The 19,906-nt window shown below is 56.0% G+C and carries 18 protein-coding genes and 2 pseudogenes; 8 read left to right on the top strand and 12 right to left on the bottom strand.

What is annotated here, in order from left to right; genetic code table 11:
• Positions 1-27: 27 nt before the first annotated feature.
• On the bottom strand, positions 28-1,416 hold the full coding sequence (gene hemN / locus TSA66_RS13020; RefSeq protein WP_040040343.1) for an oxygen-independent coproporphyrinogen III oxidase: 1,389 nt from the start codon (positions 1,414-1,416) through the stop codon (positions 28-30).
• Between the two features lie 386 nt (positions 1,417-1,802).
• On the opposite strand from hemN, the gene senA reads away from it, so the two are divergent.
• Positions 1,803-2,990: a selenoneine synthase SenA gene (senA, locus tag TSA66_RS13025; RefSeq protein ID WP_198358788.1), complete on the top strand. Its 1,188-nt coding sequence runs from the start codon at positions 1,803-1,805 to the stop codon at positions 2,988-2,990.
• Here the strand turns inward: senA and TSA66_RS13030 are convergent.
• The 4 genes from TSA66_RS13030 to TSA66_RS13045 all read right to left on the bottom strand — a co-directional run bounded on the left by TSA66_RS13030 (position 2,971) and on the right by TSA66_RS13045 (position 7,157).
• Positions 2,971-3,480 carry a bacteriohemerythrin gene (locus TSA66_RS13030; protein WP_040040344.1) on the bottom strand — a complete coding sequence of 170 codons (510 nt, stop codon included), beginning with the start codon at positions 3,478-3,480 and terminating at the stop codon, positions 2,971-2,973. The genes senA and TSA66_RS13030 overlap by 20 nt on opposite strands.
• A 227-nt stretch (positions 3,481-3,707) precedes the next feature.
• Positions 3,708-4,376 carry a hypothetical protein gene (locus tag TSA66_RS13035; RefSeq protein WP_157691680.1) on the bottom strand — a complete coding sequence of 223 codons (669 nt, stop codon included), beginning with the start codon at positions 4,374-4,376 and terminating at the stop codon, positions 3,708-3,710.
• Between the two features lie 158 nt (positions 4,377-4,534).
• The gene (locus TSA66_RS13040; protein WP_040040346.1) at positions 4,535-6,088 is read right to left on the bottom strand and encodes a methyl-accepting chemotaxis protein; all 1,554 of its coding nucleotides are present in this window, start codon (positions 6,086-6,088) and stop codon (positions 4,535-4,537) included.
• 541 nt (positions 6,089-6,629) lie between these two features.
• On the bottom strand, positions 6,630-7,157 hold the full coding sequence (locus TSA66_RS13045; RefSeq protein ID WP_052452301.1) for a hypothetical protein: 528 nt from the start codon (positions 7,155-7,157) through the stop codon (positions 6,630-6,632).
• Positions 7,158-7,953: 796 nt separating this feature from the next.
• Here TSA66_RS13045 and TSA66_RS27720 point away from each other — a divergent pair.
• Positions 7,954-8,064 (top strand): annotated as a pseudogene (locus TSA66_RS27720) (HAD family hydrolase); the annotation flags it as partial.
• A 12-nt stretch (positions 8,065-8,076) separates the two neighbouring features.
• On the opposite strand, the gene TSA66_RS26200 reads toward TSA66_RS27720, so the two are convergent.
• A protein-coding gene (locus TSA66_RS26200; RefSeq protein WP_408639479.1) for an IS5 family transposase occupies positions 8,077-8,902 on the bottom strand; the annotation gives its coding sequence in 2 pieces (ribosomal slippage) (positions 8,077-8,544 and positions 8,546-8,902; 825 coding nt in all).
• Between TSA66_RS26200 and TSA66_RS13060 the strand changes: the two genes are divergently transcribed.
• The 3 genes from TSA66_RS13060 to TSA66_RS13070 all read left to right on the top strand — a co-directional run bounded on the left by TSA66_RS13060 (position 8,901) and on the right by TSA66_RS13070 (position 11,567).
• Positions 8,901-9,464 carry an HAD family hydrolase gene (locus tag TSA66_RS13060; protein WP_052452302.1) on the top strand — a complete coding sequence of 188 codons (564 nt, stop codon included), beginning with the start codon at positions 8,901-8,903 and terminating at the stop codon, positions 9,462-9,464. The genes TSA66_RS26200 and TSA66_RS13060 overlap by 2 nt on opposite strands.
• Positions 9,465-9,700: 236 nt before the next feature.
• Positions 9,701-9,928 (top strand): hypothetical protein, encoded by a 228-nt coding sequence (locus TSA66_RS13065; RefSeq protein ID WP_157691681.1) that lies wholly within the window; start codon positions 9,701-9,703, stop codon positions 9,926-9,928.
• A gap of 616 nt (positions 9,929-10,544) precedes the next feature.
• Complete coding sequence (locus TSA66_RS13070) at positions 10,545-11,567, top strand: sensor domain-containing diguanylate cyclase (protein WP_040040351.1); 1,023 nt, start codon at positions 10,545-10,547, stop codon at positions 11,565-11,567.
• A 409-nt stretch (positions 11,568-11,976) separates the two neighbouring features.
• On the opposite strand, the gene yedF is transcribed toward TSA66_RS13070, so the two are convergent.
• The 4 genes from yedF to TSA66_RS13090 form a co-directional block, all read right to left on the bottom strand.
• Positions 11,977-12,216, bottom strand: a complete 240-nt coding sequence (gene yedF, locus TSA66_RS13075; protein WP_040040352.1) for a sulfurtransferase-like selenium metabolism protein YedF — start codon at positions 12,214-12,216, stop codon at positions 11,977-11,979.
• On the bottom strand, positions 12,213-13,430 hold the full coding sequence (gene yedE / locus TSA66_RS13080) for a selenium metabolism membrane protein YedE/FdhT (RefSeq protein ID WP_040040353.1): 1,218 nt from the start codon (positions 13,428-13,430) through the stop codon (positions 12,213-12,215). The genes yedF and yedE overlap by 4 nt, the downstream gene beginning before the upstream one ends.
• A gap of 119 nt (positions 13,431-13,549) precedes the next feature.
• Positions 13,550-13,915: a DsrE/DsrF/TusD sulfur relay family protein gene (locus TSA66_RS13085; RefSeq protein ID WP_232429469.1), complete on the bottom strand. Its 366-nt coding sequence runs from the start codon at positions 13,913-13,915 to the stop codon at positions 13,550-13,552.
• A gap of 290 nt (positions 13,916-14,205) precedes the next feature.
• Positions 14,206-15,816: a sensor domain-containing diguanylate cyclase gene (locus TSA66_RS13090; RefSeq protein ID WP_084199591.1), complete on the bottom strand. Its 1,611-nt coding sequence runs from the start codon at positions 15,814-15,816 to the stop codon at positions 14,206-14,208.
• Between the two features lie 385 nt (positions 15,817-16,201).
• Here TSA66_RS13090 and tnpA point away from each other — a divergent pair, with 385 nt between their 5' ends.
• Genes tnpA through tnpC form a run of 3 tightly spaced genes read left to right on the top strand, consistent with a single transcriptional unit; the run spans position 16,202 to position 18,556 of the window.
• On the top strand, positions 16,202-16,627 hold the full coding sequence (gene tnpA, locus TSA66_RS13095) for an IS66-like element accessory protein TnpA (protein WP_040038455.1): 426 nt from the start codon (positions 16,202-16,204) through the stop codon (positions 16,625-16,627).
• The gene (gene tnpB, locus TSA66_RS13100) at positions 16,603-16,953 is read left to right on the top strand and encodes an IS66 family insertion sequence element accessory protein TnpB (protein WP_040038456.1); all 351 of its coding nucleotides are present in this window, start codon (positions 16,603-16,605) and stop codon (positions 16,951-16,953) included. Before tnpA ends, tnpB begins: the two co-directional genes overlap by 25 nt.
• Positions 16,954-16,984: 31 nt before the next feature.
• Positions 16,985-18,556, top strand: a complete 1,572-nt coding sequence (gene tnpC / locus TSA66_RS13105) for an IS66 family transposase (RefSeq protein WP_040040355.1) — start codon at positions 16,985-16,987, stop codon at positions 18,554-18,556.
• A gap of 69 nt (positions 18,557-18,625) precedes the next feature.
• Here the strand turns inward: tnpC and TSA66_RS28215 are convergent.
• Together TSA66_RS28215 and TSA66_RS13110 are read right to left on the bottom strand one after the other, a co-directional pair.
• Positions 18,626-18,757, bottom strand: a pseudogene (locus TSA66_RS28215) (IS5-like element ISDds9 family transposase); the annotation flags it as partial.
• 771 nt (positions 18,758-19,528) lie between these two features.
• On the bottom strand, positions 19,529-19,900 hold the full coding sequence (locus tag TSA66_RS13110; protein WP_040042557.1) for a DMT family transporter: 372 nt from the start codon (positions 19,898-19,900) through the stop codon (positions 19,529-19,531).
• Positions 19,901-19,906 lie beyond the last annotated feature (6 nt).

The following is a 19,906-nucleotide window of genomic DNA, read 5'->3' on the forward strand; positions in this document are numbered from 1 at the left end:
CAAGGAAGCGCACCTAGCGCGAATTGACTAGATCAGCTTGGAGTAGGTCGAGGTAGTCGGCTGGGACAGATACTTGTCGAAGGCCATGCCGATGGCGCGCACGAACAGGCGTCCCTTCGGCGTTACCCGGATCGCTTCCGGAGCGATCGTGATCAATCCTTCATCTTCATACTGCCTGAGCAGGGCGACTTCATGGGCGAAATAGGTCCAGAAGTCCACCTGGTACTGCGCTTCGATGGCCGCGATATCTAGCGGAGCGCTGCACATCAGTGCCATGATGATCTGGCGACGCATCAGATCATCGCTGCTCAGTTCAAATCCCTTTTCGATGGGCAGGCGGCCTTCCGCCAGATGCTCGTAATACGCCTTCACGGTGCGCACCGACTGGCTGTACGAATTACCGACCTTGCCGATGGCAGATACGCCGAAGCCAATCAGGTCGCAGTCGGCGCGCGTGGTATAGCCCTGGAAATTGCGGTGCAGGCTGTTGTCGAGGCGAGCCAGGTTCAGCTCGTCATCGGGCTTGGAAAAGTGATCCAGGCCGATGTAGACGTAGCCGGCATCCAGCAGGCGGCGCGTCGACATCAGGAAAATCTGCAGGCGTGTTTCCGCCGAGGGCAAGTCGCTGGCGACGATTAGCCGCTGCGCCTTGAAACGGCTCGGCAGGTGCGCGTAGTTGTACAGCGCGATACGATCCGGGGATACCTTGATCAGGCTGTCGAGCGTGCGGCTGAAGCTCTCCAGTGTCTGTTTGGGCAAGCCATAAATCAGATCGGCATTGATGGATTGAAAGCCGGCGGCGCGGCTGGCACCGACCGCCTTTTCCACCATCTCCAGCGGCTGGATCCGGTTGACCGCCTGCTGTACGTCCGGATCGAAATCCTGCACGCCGAAACTGGTGCGGTTGAAGCCAAGTTCCGCCAGGAAGGCGAGCGTGTCGTCCCGCACGGTGCGCGGATCGATCTCGATGCCCAGTTCGGCGTCGTCGGTGAAGGTAAAGTGCTTGCGCACCATGGCCATCAGCTGGCGCAGTTCGTCCGAGTTGAAGAAGGTTGGGGTACCGCCGCCGAGGTGCAGCTGCACCGTGCGCCGGTCCGGGCCGATCCGGGACGTCACCAGTTCCATTTCCTTTTCCAGGTACTGCAGGTATTCCGTGACGCGGCTATGGTCCTGCGTGATGATCTTGTTGCAAGCACAAAAGTAGCAAAGCGATTCGCAGAACGGCAAATGCAAATAAACGGATAAGGGCGGATTGTCGGTGCGCGTCGCGCGCTGTGCCAGATAGGTGTTGTAACTCTGCTCGGCGAAAGACGGATTGAAGCGGTCGGCGGTCGGGTAGGAAGTGTAGCGCGGCCCGGACTTGTCGAAGCGGCGGATCAGATCTTCGGGGATTTCGATATCGACGACAGAAGACATGGTAAAACGTCCTGATAAAAGTTGAGGGGCCGAACTTGTTTCTTTCGGACAGAAGTACGGGCGATGAGTTCAGCCATCGGCCGGGTAGCTTCATCGCCAGAAACAAGGGCGGAACATTGGCAGGCTTCAATTGGTTGCTCAACTTGTCACGGCTAAGAGCCGGAATTGGAAAACTTGCTGGCAACAATTACTGCAAATGTGACACAAGGTAATGTTATTACGGATACACAAAAAAGGCATCTTACAAAAGAAGCCAGACACTCATGTCGATGACGGAAGGGCGCCCGGGCGTCATTTTCCCTCTATCTGGCATTTCTTCGTGGAGGTCAACGCTAAGGGCGTTCCTGCATGCGACACTGGCGAATAGTTCTTTCCCGTTGATGTCGATGAATACATCCTTTCGAACCGCCTCTCCGGAAATGCTGGCCGTCGCCTTGCATGAAGCACGTGATCATACCCTCGCGCTGTTCGATTGTTTTGCCGCAAGCGGAATGGCTGATCCATCCAAGGTCCCGCGACTCCCAATTGTCAATCCGCCACTGTGGGAGTTGGGGCATATCGCTTGGTTTGCCGAGTGGTATATCTTGCGCGAGGCGAAAACAAGCGCACCAAACGCTGCGCAGCAGCCCTCGATACTATTGAATAGCGACGCATGGTTCAATTCCAATACCGTCCCTCATGCAGCGCGCTGGTCGCTCGATCTGCCTTCGCCCGCTGAAGTGAAGACATATTGCCGTAGGGTGCTCGACAGTGTGCTGGAAAAATTGCGCTGCGCGGGGGACAGCGACGCTACGCTCTATCCTTACCGTCTTATCCTTGCGCATGAGGATATGCATGGCGAAGCATTTGCGTATACGCTGCAGACGTTCGGCATTACGCCACCACTGCAGTACCCGGCGCTCGACGCAGCGCGGGAAGCTTCGGACGAAATTCGTTTTTCAGGTGGCAGCGTCGAGATGGGCAGCCGGGCTAACGATGGCTTTGTTTTCGACAATGAAAAGTGGGCGCATGCCAGGGAGGTAAAGCCGTTTAGTATCGATGCATCGCTGGTATCGAATGCGCTGTACCGTGAATTTGTCGTCAGCGGAGGCTACCAGGAAAATCAGCTCTGGAGTGCGACAGGGCTTGCATGGTTGGCGCAACACGCCGCAGATGCTCCTGGCGGATGGCGACGCGACGGCAGCGACTGGTACGAGCTGCGGTTCGGGATTCCGGTCGCGCTTGCCCCCGATGAACCGGTGCGCCATATTAGCCTGCACGAAGCGCAAGCTTATTGCGCATGGGCAGGGCGAAGACTGCCGAGCGAAACCGAATGGGTCTATGCCGCCCAGTCTGCGCATCCGGCATTTCGCTGGGGAGGTTTATGGGAATGGACTGCTTCCCGTTTCACGCCGTATCCAGGATTTTCGGAAGATGCCTACCGCGAATATTCCGCACCATATTTCGGCACTCATCAGGTGCTGCGCGGCGCATCCTTTGCCACGTCGCCACGGCTGCGCTCGGTCAGATTCCGAAATTTCTATGCACCGCAACGCAACGACATCTTCGTCGGCTTCAGGACGTGCTCGCTGTAGTGAAGAGTGATTCTTCCCAAATTTTGGTCTGGCTAGAAGGTGCCTTGGAGGCAAATAGCGCCATCCGTACGTCGGCATTCATGATGTGATACCGAAGCCACCGCCGGAGAAATTGCCACATTTCTTTATTTGCTACACGCTGGCCATCTAAAAATTCTCGATACAGACTCTGCACACGCTGGATGAGCAGGCCATGTTCAAACTGATGATCGGCCAAGCCCGGGTAGTTAACGTCTTGCATAAGCGCTTCTTCGCGGGCGAAGTGGCCTTGCACATACTCCATCAGTTCAAGCAAGAGATGGACGACGACAGCATCGTCTTGGCCTTGCATGTCCGCAGTGCGCACGCGTTCGGCGATATCTAAAAGACGACGATGATCGGCATCTACGTCGCCGTTGCCACAAGATAAGGAATCCGACCACGCATAATATTGTTCCTCATCTTGCTTGTCTTCATCTTCATAATGAGAAATAAAGAGAAGTTCAGCCATACAAAATCTTTCACAATGCTGTTTCCGCTAGTAATGATCTAGCGACTCACTTCATTTTGCAAGACATTGATGCTCGACTCTGGCCTATGAGGACAAGTTGGCGATAACGAACCCCGCTCCGGGCTAGATCGGCCGCTTGGGATGGGTTTATATCCAGGCTCTCTATTAGCTTCATCGCAGCCGGCATTTCAGCTAAAACACGAGCAGTTATTTTGCTTTTTTGATCATTAGTTCCCAGACCGTGCTGCTGACTCACGTTGCAATGTTGCGATCTTGTTTGCGTCCAAGTGCTTTTCAAGTTCGAGCAATTCAGTCTGAGTTGAATACTCTCCTTCTCTGACGCCGACGCTGCGATTGCATTCTTGGGTGCAGCGTAATGACCAGAAATAGGCATTGTCGAAATCTTTCAGCCGCACATAAATATGTGCTAACTGTCCCGCAGATTTAACGTCACCGGCTGCCCATGCGCGTTTCAAATACTCAATTTGTTGGGCCTTGTTGACTACCCCCAGAGTATCGTTACCGTAAATTCTGGCGGCACTGGCAAGTAAATCAGCATTCTTACTATCCTTGGCTCGAATAAGCACCGACCCTTTCATCTCATTTTGTAGGTCAATCATATCCGGACGCACGGTGAATAGTTCGCGCAACACTCGTTCATTCCCCAGCTTAGCCGCTTTCAGAAAATACTCTTGATCCGCCGCTACCAATGATCTTGGTACGCTACAACGCAAAGAGTTGCATTGCTCAAGATAGGATTTCTCTGCTTGGCGGATAACTTCCAGTGATTTTGCCGGATCACTTTCTGCTTTGGCTTTTTCAAGCGCTTGCTGTATATCCTTTGAGCAAGCTGTGAGTATCAATCCCGCAATAACGACAGTGATAATTCGCTTCATGTATTCTCTCTTTTTAGACCTAACCCGCGTCCACGTTATTCTACGACCAGAATTCATTTCATAAATATCGACGCGGCAAAATCATAGAACAAGCGAGATAAATGATCGCGGGAACTTTGTCCGAGCGCGGCTTGGGCTCGGATGCCAGGAGGCGGAGATCAACGGCGGAAGATCTGTACCGCACGGTGCAGCGTACCGGCCTGTTGTTTAAGACGTTTGCTGGTGGCGGCGTTTTGCTGGGCCAAGGCGGCGTTTTGCTGGGTGGTGCGTTCGATGTCGCTGATGGCGCGATTGACCTCGCTCACGCCCATCGATTGCTCGTTAGCCGCATGCGTAATCTCCTGCACCAGGGTGGTGACGTCCGATACGGAGCGCACCATGGAGTTAATGATCTCTGCGGCCGAGTTGACATGGTGCGAACCTTGGTTGACCTGCTCGCTGGAGGTCGTGATCAAGGCGCGGATCTCCTTGGCCGATTCGCCGCTGCGGTTTGCCAGGACGCGCACTTCGCCGGCAACCACGGCAAAGCCCTTGCCCATTTCGCCCGCCCGTGCCGCTTCCACCGCCGCATTCAGTGCGAGGATATTGGTTTGGAAGGCAATGCTCTCGATCACCTTGATGACTTCCGTCACCCGCCCTGACGCGTCGTTAATCGACTTCATGGTCTTCACCAGGTCTGCCACCGAGGCGCCGCCGGTACCGGCCGTGCGACTGACTTCCTGGGTATTGTTTTCCACCTGCCGCGCCGTGCTGGCCGTTTGCTGTACCACCGAGGTGATCTGTTCCATGGCTGACGCGGTCCGCTCCACGCTGGACGACTGTTCTTCCGAGTGCTCGGCCAAGTAGTTGCTGCCCTGGGCAATTTCCTCGGCGGCTGCTGTGATGCTGGACACTTCCGCCCGCACATCCTCGACGATCGCTTGCATGTTCAGATTGATCAGACGGATATTTCGGATCAGCTTGCCGATCGGGTGACGCATGTCAGCGGATATGTCGCCCTCCAGATTGCAGCCGGCGATGCGCGCAGCCAGATTGGTACACTGCTTTAGGGGCTCGGCTACGGCCCAGTGGAACCAGCTCACCACACCTGCTGCGCCCACCAACAGTACGGCGGCGTCGAGTACTGGCCCGAAGGTTGTGCCGGCTCCAGCCAAGTGGCTGACGATCAGGACCGATAGCCACAGGCCCAGCGCCCCGGTCATGCGTTGGGTCAGCGACAGGCGAAACAAGCGCTGGGGCCAGTCGCGCCAGCCCACCTTGCGTACGCCGCCGGCATGCAGGCGCACGCGTGGCCCACCATTTCCGGGGTGGCGAATTTGCTGGTACAGGGTTTCGGCCTCAGCGATCTGCGCGCGAGTGGGCTTGGTCCGCACTGAGATATAGCCGACATTTTTGCCGTTGCGTACCACCGGGGTGACATTTGCCAGCACCCAGTAGTGGTCACCGTTTTTGCAACGGTTCTTCACCACGCCCGACCAGGGGCGGCCGCGGCCGATCGTGGACCACATGTCGCGGAACGCTTCCGGCGGCACGTCGGGATGGCGCACCAGGTTATGTGGCTGCCCCAGCAGTTCGTCGTAGTCGTAGCCGCTTACAGCAACAAAAACGGCGTTGGCATGGGTGATGCGGCCTTGGGCGTCGGTCGTCGATACCAGCATGGCACCGTCGCTTATCTCGACTTCACGTTGAGTAACTGGCAGGTTTGTGCGCATCGCTTTCTCTAATGGTAGTAGAGCGCCCGAGGAAGATTGTGAGGTGGGGCGTATCACCTCCGGCAGGCGCGGCGACTGTGGTGGCCGCGCTGACGAGATCAAGGGAATCAAAGGCTGTAATGATATAAATCAATCATCTTTCATCCATGATCCAGATCAAGATCAGTTGCCATGTAGCGATTTTTCGCAGTGGCAAGCAAGCTATGCTGCGGCTGTCGCAACTATCATGCTGTGGCTTCACTGAACCGGCAGCAGCCCGGATCATCGCTTAACTGGCTTCGTTCATCTCGCTTGTTCTATGATTTTGCTGCGTCGATATTTACGGAATTGGGGTGCGGTTGCCGTCATTTTCAACTTTAACGCAGCCCTGTCGCTTACTGTGTCCCAGTAGAGTAGGGCGGCAAAGCACAACGCCGATTAAAGGCGCAGAGACTCCGCCGGGATGGTCGAAACCCATGCGAGGTTAATTAATCGAGGTAAAGCTGCGTGGTCATATAACGGCGCATCCAGCAACCGCATGCCAGTTAGAAAAAGTCCATTGCTAGTGCGATATCCACCAGAGCCAAATCGCGATCGGGATGAGATATGGCCATGAGCGCAAGGCGATCAGCACGTCGGCACGTGAAGGCCAGAAACTGAGGAAAATTGGTGCGACCAGCGCGGCAACCCCAAGGTCCCACCAGCCATAGGAACGTCCCAGATTAGCGCGGCCAAAGGTAATAAGAATCGGCACCATAAGAATCAGTACTGGCGCCAACCCAACGAACACCGCGTTGTACCAGCGAATATTGGCGAACGAAACGCTGCCAAGAACCCAATGGTTACCAGTCATGCGCCGAGGAAAAACCGAGAAATGTACCGGTTGGGCATTGGTCAGTGCACCAGCGAAAAAATGGGTCAGTTCATGCAGGATCGTGCCACTCAGGTATAAGCCGAAGAATATGGGATGGTACTTACTGAGTATCCGGAAAACGAAGGCAAGAAATACAGATGGCAAAAGGTACAGTAGCTTATCCCAATACCCGGATAGCCAAGATGGAAGCCAGGTCATGGAGTCGACGATGGACATGCGATGAAAAGGAGTCAACAAGCTGCGTGGAATTAGTTGCGCTTGGCCGATAACTATCTTGAGTAATGGTAGCGATTCTAAAGTAGTTCATCCCGGCAAAGTCAAATCTCACTCGACCCAATGCACCTGTTATGGTTGGGCGCTTTTGCTTCCGCACATCGGGCAAATTCACTTCAACGGAGGCCAAAAAGGCGTGCGGATCAGGAACTAAGGTGAAATGGCAGTCGAGTCGCATTACGATTTATTTTCGTGACGCGTCCCATAAATGGTTTTTTGTGATTCTAGGCAAAGATATGCGGGAAAAGAACGGACGCGTAGCGTAAAGCTAAAGCTATAGGGGAAAAGATAAAACTTCTATTTTTCGTTTTCCCGTATAGCTTTACCGTCAAATACCCAATACTTTTACATTGGAGCGCTGTTGCGTAAATTGACCCCGGAATAGCAACACCATCTATACTACCTTCAGTTCGCATAATTTATATTATGTAAAATGGCTGACTAAGTTTCTACAAGTATTGAAGGCATTCCGTCTACTGAAGCAAAACTCTCCCACTTGTGATGGCGAGTTAGAGAGCTCCAAGGTAAATCTATTTTGTACGTCACCCGCTAGGCCCGTCTTCCGCCCGAGCATTTAAGCGCGTTTGCATAAATCTCACTCCATGGCCCAAATGTCCCATTGGCGATGATGAATCTCGAATGCAACGGTCTTCAAATGCCACGCTTGCTTTGTAAGACCTGCCTACTCCAGGTGCGTCAGCTTGATGTATAGCAGTTTGAGCGTTAGCATGATTCCGTTATGAAACCGATAATTGCGCTTGATGCCGATGGCGTCTTACTTGATTACCACCAAGCCTATGCGAACGCTTGGGCAAAGGCATTTGGCTCTATGCCCGCGTTACGCGATCCTCTTGCTTAGAGCCTATCCCAGTAGGCCTATGATTCGCCAAGTGATGATGCCGCAGGCCAGATGAAGGAACGCAAGGTGGTTCTTTGCCTTCTTGGCCCAGTGGATCAGCAAGCCACGAAACCGATTCAGCCAACTGTGCGTACGCTCGACCACCCAGCGGTACGCTTTCTCTCCAGTACGCCGCTGCTGCGCTTCCTCACCGCGTGACCGGATGTGCGGCCGATAGCCCAGTTCAATGGCAAGCTGCTGAATCTGCGGATAGTCATAGCCCATGTCCAGGCACAGCCCCTGCGGCCACACCGCAAGCAATGACGGCCGCTCCACTTCCAGTGACTCCAGCGTCGGCCCGACCAACTTCATGTCATGGCGGTTGGCGCCATCAATGATGATGGCCAGCGGAATGCCGTGCGCGTCCGTCAACAGACTGCGCTTGACGCCGCCTTTGCCGCGATCTGTAGGATTGGGGCCGGTTTTTTTCCCCACCCAACGGCGCCTTGGCCATCGCACCATCCAGGGACAGCCAGGACCAGTCGATTTCCCGCAGCACCGAGGCCGACAACAGGCCATGCATCCAGAACTCTTCGAATACGCCGGCCTCGACCCACTCCTGAAAACGCCGATGGGCCGAACTGCTGGAACAAATCCCGGTGCCGTTCAATGCATTCCACTGACACCCGGTACGCAGCACAAACAAAATCGCCTCCGTGGCCGCGCGGTCGCTGACGCGCGGGTTATGGCAGCCCAGCGGGTGCGGTTTGCGTGGCGGCAAAAGCGGCTCCATTTGCCCCCACAATCGATCCGGCAAACGCCCCCCATCGTCGTGCTTGACCATGCCCATGTCGCACCTCCTTCTGACATGGGCTTGGACCACCCTTTACGCCAAAATTTCCCTATTCCAAAAGCCTACTGGGATAGGCTCTTATTGGCCGCTCGACCGCTGGGATGTCCGGCGTCTCGACGCTGAGGAACTGCCGCAGTTACGCGCCTGCTTTGATCACCAATACTGGTCTACGATTCCGGCCATTTCTGGTGCCGTAGATGCTTGTCATGCCCTCGCAGCAGCGGGTTACGACTTAGTGTGTGTTACCGCAATCAAGCCACAGTACCAAGCTGCCCGTTTGAAAAACCTGTGTGATTGCGGTTTTCCGATCACGCGTGTGCTTTCTACGCCCAATACCGGCACCGCTGTCAGCCCCAAGGCGGCCGCGCTCATGGAACTCAGGCCTGTTGCCTTCGTTGACGATTTCCTGCTATACCTGCGCGGTATTCCGGCTGAGATCCACGCGGCGTTGGTCCTGCGTGAGCCCAACGGTTCACCAAATACCGGCGAAGACCTTGTACCGGCACATTCTCAACATCCGCATCTGGCAGCCTTTGCCGAGTGGTGGCTATCCCGATGAGGGCTGTGACTAACGTTCTGGGCACTTGCGCGTCCGCTTAAAACGCCATCCAATTGAAACTCAAAGGAAGATCTTTGCCCCCTTCTCTGTAAATAAGACATTAGTTCTTTAATGTCTAATTCATTAGAATGGACGCGTTAATACATGCGTCACCGCCTATATGTGGTCCGAATCGCTGGCGCTCGGTTGCATCCCTCCCCCTCCCGGCCCTCGACGCAACCGAGTGCGTGCCGCTCTTGTCTGAACTTGATGGCCGCAACGGCAGCAACCGTGCGGCGGGAAATCACGCGCTGATCACCGCCGATAACGATCTCGATGCGCTGCACGCGTGGCTCGTATGCTTCGTCGACACGAACACCACGTTCGACAACTACCGCAAGGAAGCCGACCGCCTGCTGCTCTGGGCCCATGTCGAATTGCACAAGCCAGTCTCGCCGCTCACGCACGAGGACCTACCCGCGTAACAGCGGTTTCTCGCTGACGCGCCGCCGGCAGCGCGCTGGATCATGCGCAAGGGCCGCAAGGTCGCGCGCTCGCATCCGAACTGGCGCCCTTTTGCGGGACCGCTCGCGCCGTCTAGCCAGCGGCACGCCTTGATACCAGCGCTGCCCGAGCTTGCAGCGGGTCGCGGACGCCTTGAACGGGATTCAGCCGAGATGGCGCCGCGCATCGCCGGCCTTGCGCCATGCCAGGCGCACCTTTTTATGCTGTTTGCGGCGCGTGACCACCTCTTCGGTAATCACCTGCACCGTTTGCGAATGCAGCGATAGGCCTTCTTTCGCCGCGCCGCGCGTGCTTGTCTATGACTCGCAGGCGAAGGGTCTTGAGGATCGCGCCTGAAGAACTGGACATCTATCCCTGTATATCCCCGGCATGACGACATCACAACCTCTGTTGCCTTATATCCCCCCCTGAAGGATGTGGTTTAACGGCAACCCATGATAAACATGGCATATACAATTACTTTAAGCTCGGGCTCTCGACGCATTCAATTTCCTGATTGAACTATTTGATCTTACGCGTCAAAATCGCGCCGGACGATCGACGACTTCGCGGAAAGGGCGATAAGGAAAGTCAACTATGGACAAAGCAATAGGGATGGCATCCCTTGACAGCCGTATTCTGCTCGAAATTATTCGCACCCAAGCCGAGGTGGCAAAGGCCGGAGTCGATCTCGGCACCGTGATGGACATTGTGGCAAAGCAGTCCCAGCAGCTCACTCGCGCCGCGGGTGCGGTCGTGGAATTGGCAGAGGACGACGACATGGTGTACCGCGCCGCGTCCGGCATCGCGGAACGCCAACTTGGTCTGCGCCTGAAACTAAATACAAGCTTGTCCGGAACGTGTGTCCGGGAGCGCCAGATCTTGCAATGCATTGACTCGGAAACTGACACGCGCGTTAATCGCGACGCGTGCCGGCGGGTAGGATTGCGTTCGATGATCGTTGTCCCGCTCAACCATCTCGACACCACCGTCGGCGTGATCAAGGTAATGTCTGCGGAGGTGGGCGCATTTTCCAAGAGTGACATCCAGATTCTGCACCTGATGTCCGACCTGATTGCCGCTGCCATGTTCCATGCAACGCGGTTTGAGTCCAATGAATTGTATTGGCGCGCCACGCATGATGCGCTAACCGGACTGGCGAACCGGGCGTTGTATTATGATCGGCTGCGGCAAAGTCTCGCTCTCGCCAAACGCCACGATGAGCGTCTGGCGATTCTGAACGTAGACATGGATGGACTCAAGCCAATTAATGACACGCTCGGCCATCGTGCCGGCGATGCCGCCCTGAAAGAAATGGCTTCACGAATTAGTGCTGAATGCCGGCAGTCCGACACGCTTGCGCGAATGGGCGGCGATGAGTTTGCCATGATCCTGCCGCGGGTGACTGACACGCGCGCGGTCGAACAATACTGTGCGCGTGTGTCTGAAAACATCAGTCGCGCGCCGTGGAAATTCGATAACCAAACATTGAAGTTGAGGGCCAGCATCGGCTATGCGGTATTTCCCGATGATTCCGAAGACATGGATGACCTGATCGAACTTGCCGATCAAGCGATGTATCAGATTAAGCGTGTGAACAAGGCGAGCCTTCCAAACTGACGCGAAGCATTGCCTCTGCTGCCCATTGTCGATTTCGCCGCGGCCAAGGCCGCCATCGTCGCACGGTCGCCGGTTGCCCCGCCGACCGCCCCCTTATGTCTCTTATCCTATAGATGTAGTGATCACATCGCTGCGACTCAATGGTTGGCAAAGAAATATGAATTGAACATCGTTGTCGAATGACCGCAGATGGCCGGCAATGCCTCATTGTCACTCTTGAGGCATCGATCGCTATCGGCTGCCTTTCAGACGATCACCCGTGCGGGAGGAAGGAGAACAGCCGCCCCTTCCAGCCAGTCGCTGTTTTTGAGAGAAGTCATTCTCCACGGAGCGGCTGTTGAAGAAAAAGCAGGACAGCATGCTTGGTCAGTTCGTGAACCAGCCGGCCCATGCTCCAGGCACGCTCACCTCAACGCCGAATCAAGTAGCGGATGGTTGGTCCATCCTGCTGAATTTCGAGGACCTCGTAGCCGTGATTACGAGCATCCAGCGGAATGTTGTTGATTGACTGTGGGCAATCAGAAATCACTTCCAAAATTTCGCCCGGCTTCAGTTTTGGCAGCGCTTCTAAGGTAGCAACGGCCGGATAGGGACAAGGTTCCCCCATCATGTTCAGACGATAATTGGGGATAACGGTGGTATTGCTCATACAGTCTCCTTAGCCAATTCTGCTCTGGCCGCAGCGGCTTTGATAACGAAGAATCGGTTTTCCCACCACAGCACTGCCAGCATCGCTAAAGCCAGCATCAAGTAGGTAATTATCAAGCCCCCTACCGGACCGAACACGGTGAGCAGGTTGATTTTGCCGTAGCTCGTTGCGACAGCCGGAGCAATGCTGTCCCACCAAGCGGCAAGCAGAGTCGCACCGATGATGTTACCCAGCCCTACCCACCAGTAATGCATCTGCCCTTCAACAGCGCGGTACATCCAACCGGTTTCACACCCTCCGGCCAATACGATGCCGAAACCAAACAATAGACCGCCGATTATGGCATTCGGTCCGGCCCAGAGTATTTTCGGCGCGACCCCCAGTTGTACATAACTGAACACGCCGATCGTGCTGACGGCCATGCCGACGATAATGGCTTTGGCCATCTGTGTTCGACCCGTTAACCACAAGTCACGGAAGGCTGACGTAAAGCATATTTGCGCTCGTTCAATGATCAGGCCGAATGCCAAGCCAAACATAGCGGCCAGGCCAAGCTTCGGTGCTTCAAAACTCTTTCCAACAGCCCACAAAACACAACCGGCAAAAACGAGCATCCCGAGGCGAAACCGCCTGCGGGCCAAGCCGGGGTTGTGACCGAGTGGTAGCGCGGCAGAAACCTTTTGCAGGGTCACCGGAACCCGAAATAAGGGCAGCATGGTAAAACGCGCGCCGAACCAGGAGCCGGCGGCTGTTGCCAAAGCAAAAAACCAGGCATGTAGAGAAAACTGAGGAATCCCGGTGAAGAAGGCAGCCAGATTGCATCCCATGGCCAAACGTGCGCCAAAACCGGCAATCACCCCACCGGCTACTGCCTGGAAAATACGGATGCGATGTTGCGGCAGACGCAGCTTTACGTTGTTGGCCCAGAGTGCGGCAGATAGGCAACCGGCAAACATGCCGATGATCATCATTCCATCCACGCGGTCTAGCGGGGTGCCGTTGAGGCCGATGATTTTGAAATAGCCCCACGATTCCGGGTGGTAGCCGGCCATCTGCAGGAGGTGGCCGCCCCAGCGGGTGAACTCGCCGGTAACAGCCCAAAAGGTCCCGGTAATACCGAAGTAGTACGCAGAGAGTACGCCAGCTGCAATCACAGCGGGCACCGGTGACCAGAAACGCACAAGATAATTTTGTTTAAACGTCTGCCAGTTCATGACTGGGAAGCCCTTCTTTTATCGTTTGTATCGGCTTGCGGCATACGAATATGCACGACTCGCGCACGGAGACCTCGTCCTGTAACACAACCAATGTGTAATCGAAATGCGGCGTGTCGTCAGAAAGTGATGACTTTGTCGGCAGCCAGGGTCCATTCCGCGAGCTCGGGCAGTGTGCCGATGCTGACGCCGGGAATCAGCGGTAACGCAGCGAGGCCACGCGCTAGCGCGCAGGTGCGGCATAACTTGATCGACACAGCCAGTTCGACCAGTTGCTCGACCATCGCCTGCAGGCCGTTGCCAGTACCGTCTACCTGATTCGGCAAACCGAGCACTGATGCATCAGACATGAGGAACAAACGCACTTCGGGACGCGCCTCTTCATTGCCCGCCAAGGCTGTGGCTAGCCGTAGTGCAGAGAGGCAACGCTCGCTGCCATAGGGAGGAGCATGGACAATAATTAAAATTTTTTGCATCGCATTCATGCTTTATCCAAATTGGAAGGAAACTTGGTTTCAAAAAACAATCCACCAATCCGCTTTTAAGGATGCGAATAATAACAGCACAGCCTACTTTCGGTTGTAGTCGGCAATCGCCTGAACAGCAATCCAGCGTAACGGCAGCTTCGAGTCGCCTTCCGGACGACTGTCAAATCGGCGCGACATGCGCTTGGCGACCCATCGCTGATGGTCCATATTTATGTGCGAGAGCCAGCTTTGCCGCGAACAGCGAGACTTTTTTGGCCAATCGGCCGGGGAACCATGTCGGCCTTGGCTCAGGCTGCTAGGTTTTCAGCGATTGCCGACTTGACGTTGTTTCTCCCCGCTGCCTTCGCAGCATAAAGGGCATCGTCTGCAGCCTTGAGCAGGGCGCCCTCCTCTCGTCCGTGGTCAGGAAAAACGGCAACGCCCGCGGAAAGGGTGGCGCTTATATCAGTTCCATTGCATGAGCAACTAAGTGCGGCGAATTCGGCCCGCCATTGCTCTGCACGCTGCAACGCGATTTGGTGAGATGTCCCGATAAGAATGATGACAAATTCTTCTCCACCGTAGCGACACGCTAGATCGCCTGCGCGCGACTTCTGCAAGAGCATGGCGCCAAGTGCCTGCAAAACGGCATCACCACATGCATGGCCATGGGTGTCATTGATTTTCTTGAAGTAATCAATGTCGATCAACACGATTGCAAGTGGGTCGCCAGTCCGTTCCGCCTGGCGCAGTTCCCGTTGCAGCGTCTCCTCCAGATAGCGCCGGTTAAACAGGCCGGTCAGCGCATCCTTGATTGCCTGTTCCCGCAAGAGTTTTTGCATCGATTCGATCGCAAACAGTTGCGCTCGTAACTGCTGATTGGCCTGCTCCAGCGCCATTGCCGTATTTTTTTCTGTCGTGATGTCGCGCAGTACCAGTACGCTTCCCTTTAATGTGCCCGATGCATCCTTGAGTGAAATGGGCCGCAGGTCTACATACTTGTCACTGCCTGCAATGAATACTTCGGTACGCTCGTTTTCGCCATCGCAAGTACCTGATGCAACTGTCCATTGAGGAAGCACCTCCTTGAGGTGGCGACCGCGCAGCGGCCGGGCATCGCCTTTCAGAATGTCATGCGCAGCCGGGTTGCTATCGACGATGCATCCCGAGGTATCGACGACCAATACGCCATCGCTGATCGCTTCGATTATCTTTTCACGGGCAATGGGAACCAACAGGCCGTGTTTGAAGACAGCCGTTGCCACAAACACGCTACAAATAGCAAACCCGATTGGAGTAATGTCGATGCCGGGTGGGATCACGTGCAACACGGTGATGACATTGAACACGAAGGGTATCGCCATGCCGATTAACAGCAACTGAACCGGCCGACGATATAGCGGTGATTCCCGCAGATAGTGGCGAACCAGCAAACCGTAGCCGATCATGATCAGCATGTAGTCGTAGAGCGTATGGGCCCAGAACAAGGGGCCGCCCTTGAAGTACCCGTCTCCCGGGCGACCGCGCCAGGCGCCAAAGAGCAGATCATGCAGCGGTGCCCAAGAGACCGCCAGCAGCAGGATTGCTGGCTTGATCAGCAACAGTGCGATGAAACGCCAGGCGGCCTGGTTCTTGCGGCCTGTGTATTCGAGCGAAAATACCAGGATGGCAGGTGCCACCAATACAATGCCGGGAAACGCCAGCCGGAATCGCAGAAAGCGCTCGGCTTGATCTAATTCAGGAAGCGGGACGGCGTAGCACAGTGCCCACCAGCCGGCACCGAGAAACATGGCGATCAACGGGATGGCGCCAGACGCCATACGCCGACGCCATGCAATAAGCGCAAGTGCCAGCAACAGGGTGATACCGCCGGCGAGAACTGGACGGTATGTGGCGAACAGAAGGCTTTGTATTGTCATCGAATATTCGCGAGGCCGCTGAATTTGCAAGCGATTTACTCAATAATATGGCAATAATTGCATTTTGGAAACATCGAACGGTAGCCTGCCAGAAAACTGCCTCGCTTCCAACGCCTGTTGGATTCCTCTTGACGTGAGCCACACGCATGGCTTCCCTGCATACCACGAGCGGATGCGTATTCCGGTAAATATCTGCAGTGTGTCCAACGCTCTCAGCAGTCAGACCGGTGCTCGTGAGCGCCGGCAGGCATTGGCCAGTCTCAGCTGTTAAGCACGCGAATCCAACTGTAAGCGATCCATCATCGGTAAGCGATCCATCATCGGCGTCTTGAATCGCGGAGTTTGAGCAGTCAGGATATGTCCACCTACATGGAGGTGGACACCTATGGCAGAGCATGACTCAGAGCTGTTGCAGCGGCTGGTTGTCGGCAGCAAGCGGGATGGACGCCGGCGATATGACAAACAGGCGAAGGCCGAGCTGGTCCAGACATGCCTCAAGCCAGGCGTGTCAGTGGCGCGCGTGGCGCTCAAGCATGGCATCAACGCGAACCTGCTGCGCAAGTGGATCAGCCTGCACCTGCAGAAACAGGAGCAATCTCCTGTTGCGACATCACAGTCTGTCGCGCCTTCACCGCCTCCATTCATACCGGTCGTGCCGGCGGGCTCCTGCAGCAAGCCCACAGAGTCCGGGTTACGAGTGCGGCTGCCCAACGGCATCGAGATTTGTCTGAGTGGGCATGGCGAAGATGAGCTGTCGTGCTTGTTGCGCCTGCTGTGCACACTGCCATGTTCCGTCTCGACCCGGCTCTGAAGGTATTCCTGCACCGCGAGCCGGTGGACGGCCGCAAGAACATCAATGGCCTGGCTGCGCTGGTCGAACAAGGCCTCGGGCTCGATCCCTTTGCTCGGGCGGTCTACGTCTTCAGCAATAAGCGGCGCGACCGCATCAAACTGCTGCTGTGGGATCGCACCGGATTCTGGCTTCTGTTCAAGCGGCTGGAAGCGGACCGCTTCGTCTGGCCGAAAGCGTCAGCGGTGGTCGAGCTCAGCGTCGAGCAGCTGCAATGGCTGCTCGATGGGATCGACCTGGAAGCCATGCGCGGCCATCCTGTGCGCCATTACCGTCGCACGGCGTGAACCGGGGCGGCAGAGCGTTGTCAAAAAGTCCATGCAAAACGTCATGATCACGGCCGAGGAACTGGAAGCGTTGCGCCAGGCAGCGCAGGAGCGTGACGCGTTGCGCGGTGAGCTGCGGGTCGTGACGCTCGAGCGGGGCCTGCTCAAGGAACGCGTGCAGGCGTATCTGCACAAGCTGTATGCGGCACGCAGCGAGGCACGCAGTGCCGGGCAAAAGGATCTGTTCTTTAACGAGGCCGAGACCCTGGCGCCGACTGCCTCCGCTGAGCCTGCCAAAGAGGACGAGCCAGGCGTTGAAGTGGCGAGCCATCTGCGCAAAAAGCGTGGTGGCCGCAAGCCGCTCGATCCCGCGCTACCGCGCGACGTCGTGCGTCACGAGCTGCCCGAATCCGAGCGTATTTGCCCGCATGACGGCAGCGTCCTGATCGAAATCGGTGCCGAGATCAGCGAACAGCTCGACATCATTCCCCAGCAGGTACGCGTGATCCAGCATCAGCGCATCAAGTACGCCTGCCCGTGCTGCGATGGCGGCATCAAGGTCACGCCTGCCGCAGCGCGCGTCATCCCCAAGGGCCTGCTGACCGAAGCGGCGCTGGCGTGGATCGTGACGGCGAAGTATCAGGATGGCTTGCCGCTGTATCGGCAAGCGGCCTTGCTGCGCCGCTTTGGCGGCGACCTGTCGCGCACCACGCTGGCCGCCAGCGTGGTGCGCGTTGGTCAGGCAGTGCAGCCGATCATCAACCTGCTGCGCGACGTGCTGCTGGAATCCGAGCTGGTGTACGGCGACGAGACGGAACTGCAGGTGCTCAAGGAACCGGGCCGCTCGCCGCAGACCCAAAGCTATCTGTGGGCGCAGATGAATGGCACGGGGCCGCCGGTGCGCTTGTTCGGCTACTCTCCCGGTCGGGGAACCAGCCATGCGCTCAAACTCTATGCCGGCATGACCAAAGGCGCAGTGCTGATGACGGATGGCTATGAGGTCTACAACGCCATCGCGGCGACCCATGGTCTGGTGCACCTCGGATGCTGGGTCCATTGTCGACGCTACTTCATCGAGGCCGAGGACGTGCTGCCGAAAGAGTCGCGCACACCGCAGCAGCCTGCCACGCAATTCATTGCAGCCATCGGCAAGCTCTATGCCGCCGAGGCCCGAGCCAGGCACGCCGACGCGGCCCACCGACAACGGCTGCGCGCCCGCTACAGCGCCCATGTGCTCAAGCACATCGAGCGCCTGCTGCTGACGTATCAGCCGATCGTCACGCCCAACAGCAAGCTCGGCCGTGCTCTTGCCTATCTGAGTGGGCAGTGGTCCAAACTGACGCGCTACATCGAGAACGGCCTCTGGCCGATTGACAACAACCAGTGCGAAAACGCGATCCGTCCCTTCGTGATCGGGCGAAAGGGCTGGCTGTTTGCGGACACCGTCGGCGGCGCTACTGCCAGCGCCAATCTGTATTCCATCATCGAGACCTGCAAGGCCAATAACGTCAATCCGTACGCCTACCTGATCAAACTGCTCCGCGCGCTGCCTCTGGCAACTACGGCCGATGATTACGAGGCGCTGCTGCCCTGGAAAATCTCCCTCCCGACGACTCGGTTGTAATCGCGCTAACAACACGCGAGACTATCCGACAAGGGACGTCCGTCATGGATCGCTTACTTAGCACTCACTTCATAAATATCGACGAGACAACATCATAGAACACGCAAGATGTATGAAGCCTGTGAATCGCTGGTCGTCATATTCCCTGCGGGTCAGTATCAGTCGAAAATTGTTTAGCCATGCGAACAGTCGCTCAATCTTCCATCGCCGTTTGAAGCTACAGAGTAAGCTGCCGTCCTATTTGTTCGCCTGACGCGCCCTCTTCAGTGAGGCACAATCACCTCAATTCCATCGCCGGCGAATCTTGCATCGAGCGGCTAAATATCATAGTCACGATCCCCGAATCTTCCCCCGACAAATCGTTCCGATAGCCCCACGGTGACAAGCTCATCGCTGGTAGTTTCGACAAAGGTGACTTCATGTAGGACTAGCAGAAGCTGTGTGCAGAGCGAGTGGAAGACCTGCAGCGCACGCAATGGCCATGAGCTTCATACCTTTGCCGCGCTTGGTCTTTCCCACTTTGCGCCCATTTTTTCCACCACGAAGATGCCGTCGATGAAGCATTCCGACGGGTCGAAGCCGACTCTAACTTGCAGGTCCAACGCTAACGCTTCAAGTACATGCCGCAACATGCCATCCTTGCCCTATTCCATTGGCTGAAGCGGCGAAAACAGGGTGAATATGATGATACCTGTCTGGCGAATCGGCCCATGCTGCGCCGGTACTCAATACTCCGGGCTCCCATCCAGAACTGCCAGATCATCGTGCTTAACTGATCGGGCTCACCCGTCTACACGACATTTGGGTGGGGGGATCAGTTGAGATTAGATCGCCTATTGTGCATCTGTAAGAAATTGCCGTCTCACCATTTCAGACTCCGCTGTATCTAAAATTCGTGCTGGCCAGTATTTATGAAAGGAGTCCTAATTTAAATTCCGGGAGAAAGGAGGGCTGCGCCTTTATTCATCTTTTTTAAGATCTAGTGACGAGGACTGCTCCTGCTGCGATCAGAATTGTTCCAGCAATGCGAAGAGTCCCGATAGTTTCCCCGAGTGTCAACGCGGCAAGGATCATTGTTAAGATGAAACCGAGAGCGACAAAAGGATAGGCGATACTGACGTCTATACGTGCAAGAACGCCAAGCCATACGACCGCACCAAGTGCGTATAAGGTCAAACCTCCCAGAATATGTAGGTTGGTTAAAACAGCCATGCAAATGGCAATGCCCCCTTGTTGAAGCGCGCTTTGCATCGAAGGGGATGCCATTCCGTACTTGAGAAATATCTGCGCAGCCGACGACATGGAGACGCTGACAAGCACGAGAACGAGAATGGAGGGAGTCATGTTGAA

Source organism: Noviherbaspirillum autotrophicum, from assembly GCF_000818395.1.
Lineage (GTDB): Bacteria > Pseudomonadota > Gammaproteobacteria > Burkholderiales > Burkholderiaceae_D > Noviherbaspirillum > Noviherbaspirillum autotrophicum.

Coding starts and splice junctions, on each gene's coding strand:
- yedE (WP_040040353.1), bottom strand. CDS start 13,430: ATGAACTGGCAGACGTTTAAACAAAATTATCTTGTGCGTTTCTGGTCA.
- TSA66_RS13085 (WP_232429469.1), bottom strand. CDS start 13,915: ATGAATGCGATGCAAAAAATTTTAATTATTGTCCATGCTCCTCCCTAT.
- TSA66_RS13040 (WP_040040346.1), bottom strand. CDS start 6,088: ATGCGCACAAACCTGCCAGTTACTCAACGTGAAGTCGAGATAAGCGAC.
- tnpA (WP_040038455.1), top strand. CDS start 16,202: ATGGCAGAGCATGACTCAGAGCTGTTGCAGCGGCTGGTTGTCGGCAGC.
- tnpB (WP_040038456.1), top strand. CDS start 16,603: ATGTTCCGTCTCGACCCGGCTCTGAAGGTATTCCTGCACCGCGAGCCG.
- senA (WP_198358788.1), top strand. CDS start 1,803: ATGAATACATCCTTTCGAACCGCCTCTCCGGAAATGCTGGCCGTCGCC.
- TSA66_RS13045 (WP_052452301.1), bottom strand. CDS start 7,157: ATGTCCATCGTCGACTCCATGACCTGGCTTCCATCTTGGCTATCCGGG.
- TSA66_RS13070 (WP_040040351.1), top strand. CDS start 10,545: ATGGACAAAGCAATAGGGATGGCATCCCTTGACAGCCGTATTCTGCTC.
- TSA66_RS13030 (WP_040040344.1), bottom strand. CDS start 3,480: ATGGCTGAACTTCTCTTTATTTCTCATTATGAAGATGAAGACAAGCAA.
- hemN (WP_040040343.1), bottom strand. CDS start 1,416: ATGTCTTCTGTCGTCGATATCGAAATCCCCGAAGATCTGATCCGCCGC.
- tnpC (WP_040040355.1), top strand. CDS start 16,985: ATGCAAAACGTCATGATCACGGCCGAGGAACTGGAAGCGTTGCGCCAG.
- TSA66_RS13110 (WP_040042557.1), bottom strand. CDS start 19,900: ATGACTCCCTCCATTCTCGTTCTCGTGCTTGTCAGCGTCTCCATGTCG.
- TSA66_RS13090 (WP_084199591.1), bottom strand. CDS start 15,816: ATGACAATACAAAGCCTTCTGTTCGCCACATACCGTCCAGTTCTCGCC.
- TSA66_RS13035 (WP_157691680.1), bottom strand. CDS start 4,376: ATGAAGCGAATTATCACTGTCGTTATTGCGGGATTGATACTCACAGCT.
- TSA66_RS13060 (WP_052452302.1), top strand. CDS start 8,901: ATGTCGCACCTCCTTCTGACATGGGCTTGGACCACCCTTTACGCCAAA.
- yedF (WP_040040352.1), bottom strand. CDS start 12,216: ATGAGCAATACCACCGTTATCCCCAATTATCGTCTGAACATGATGGGG.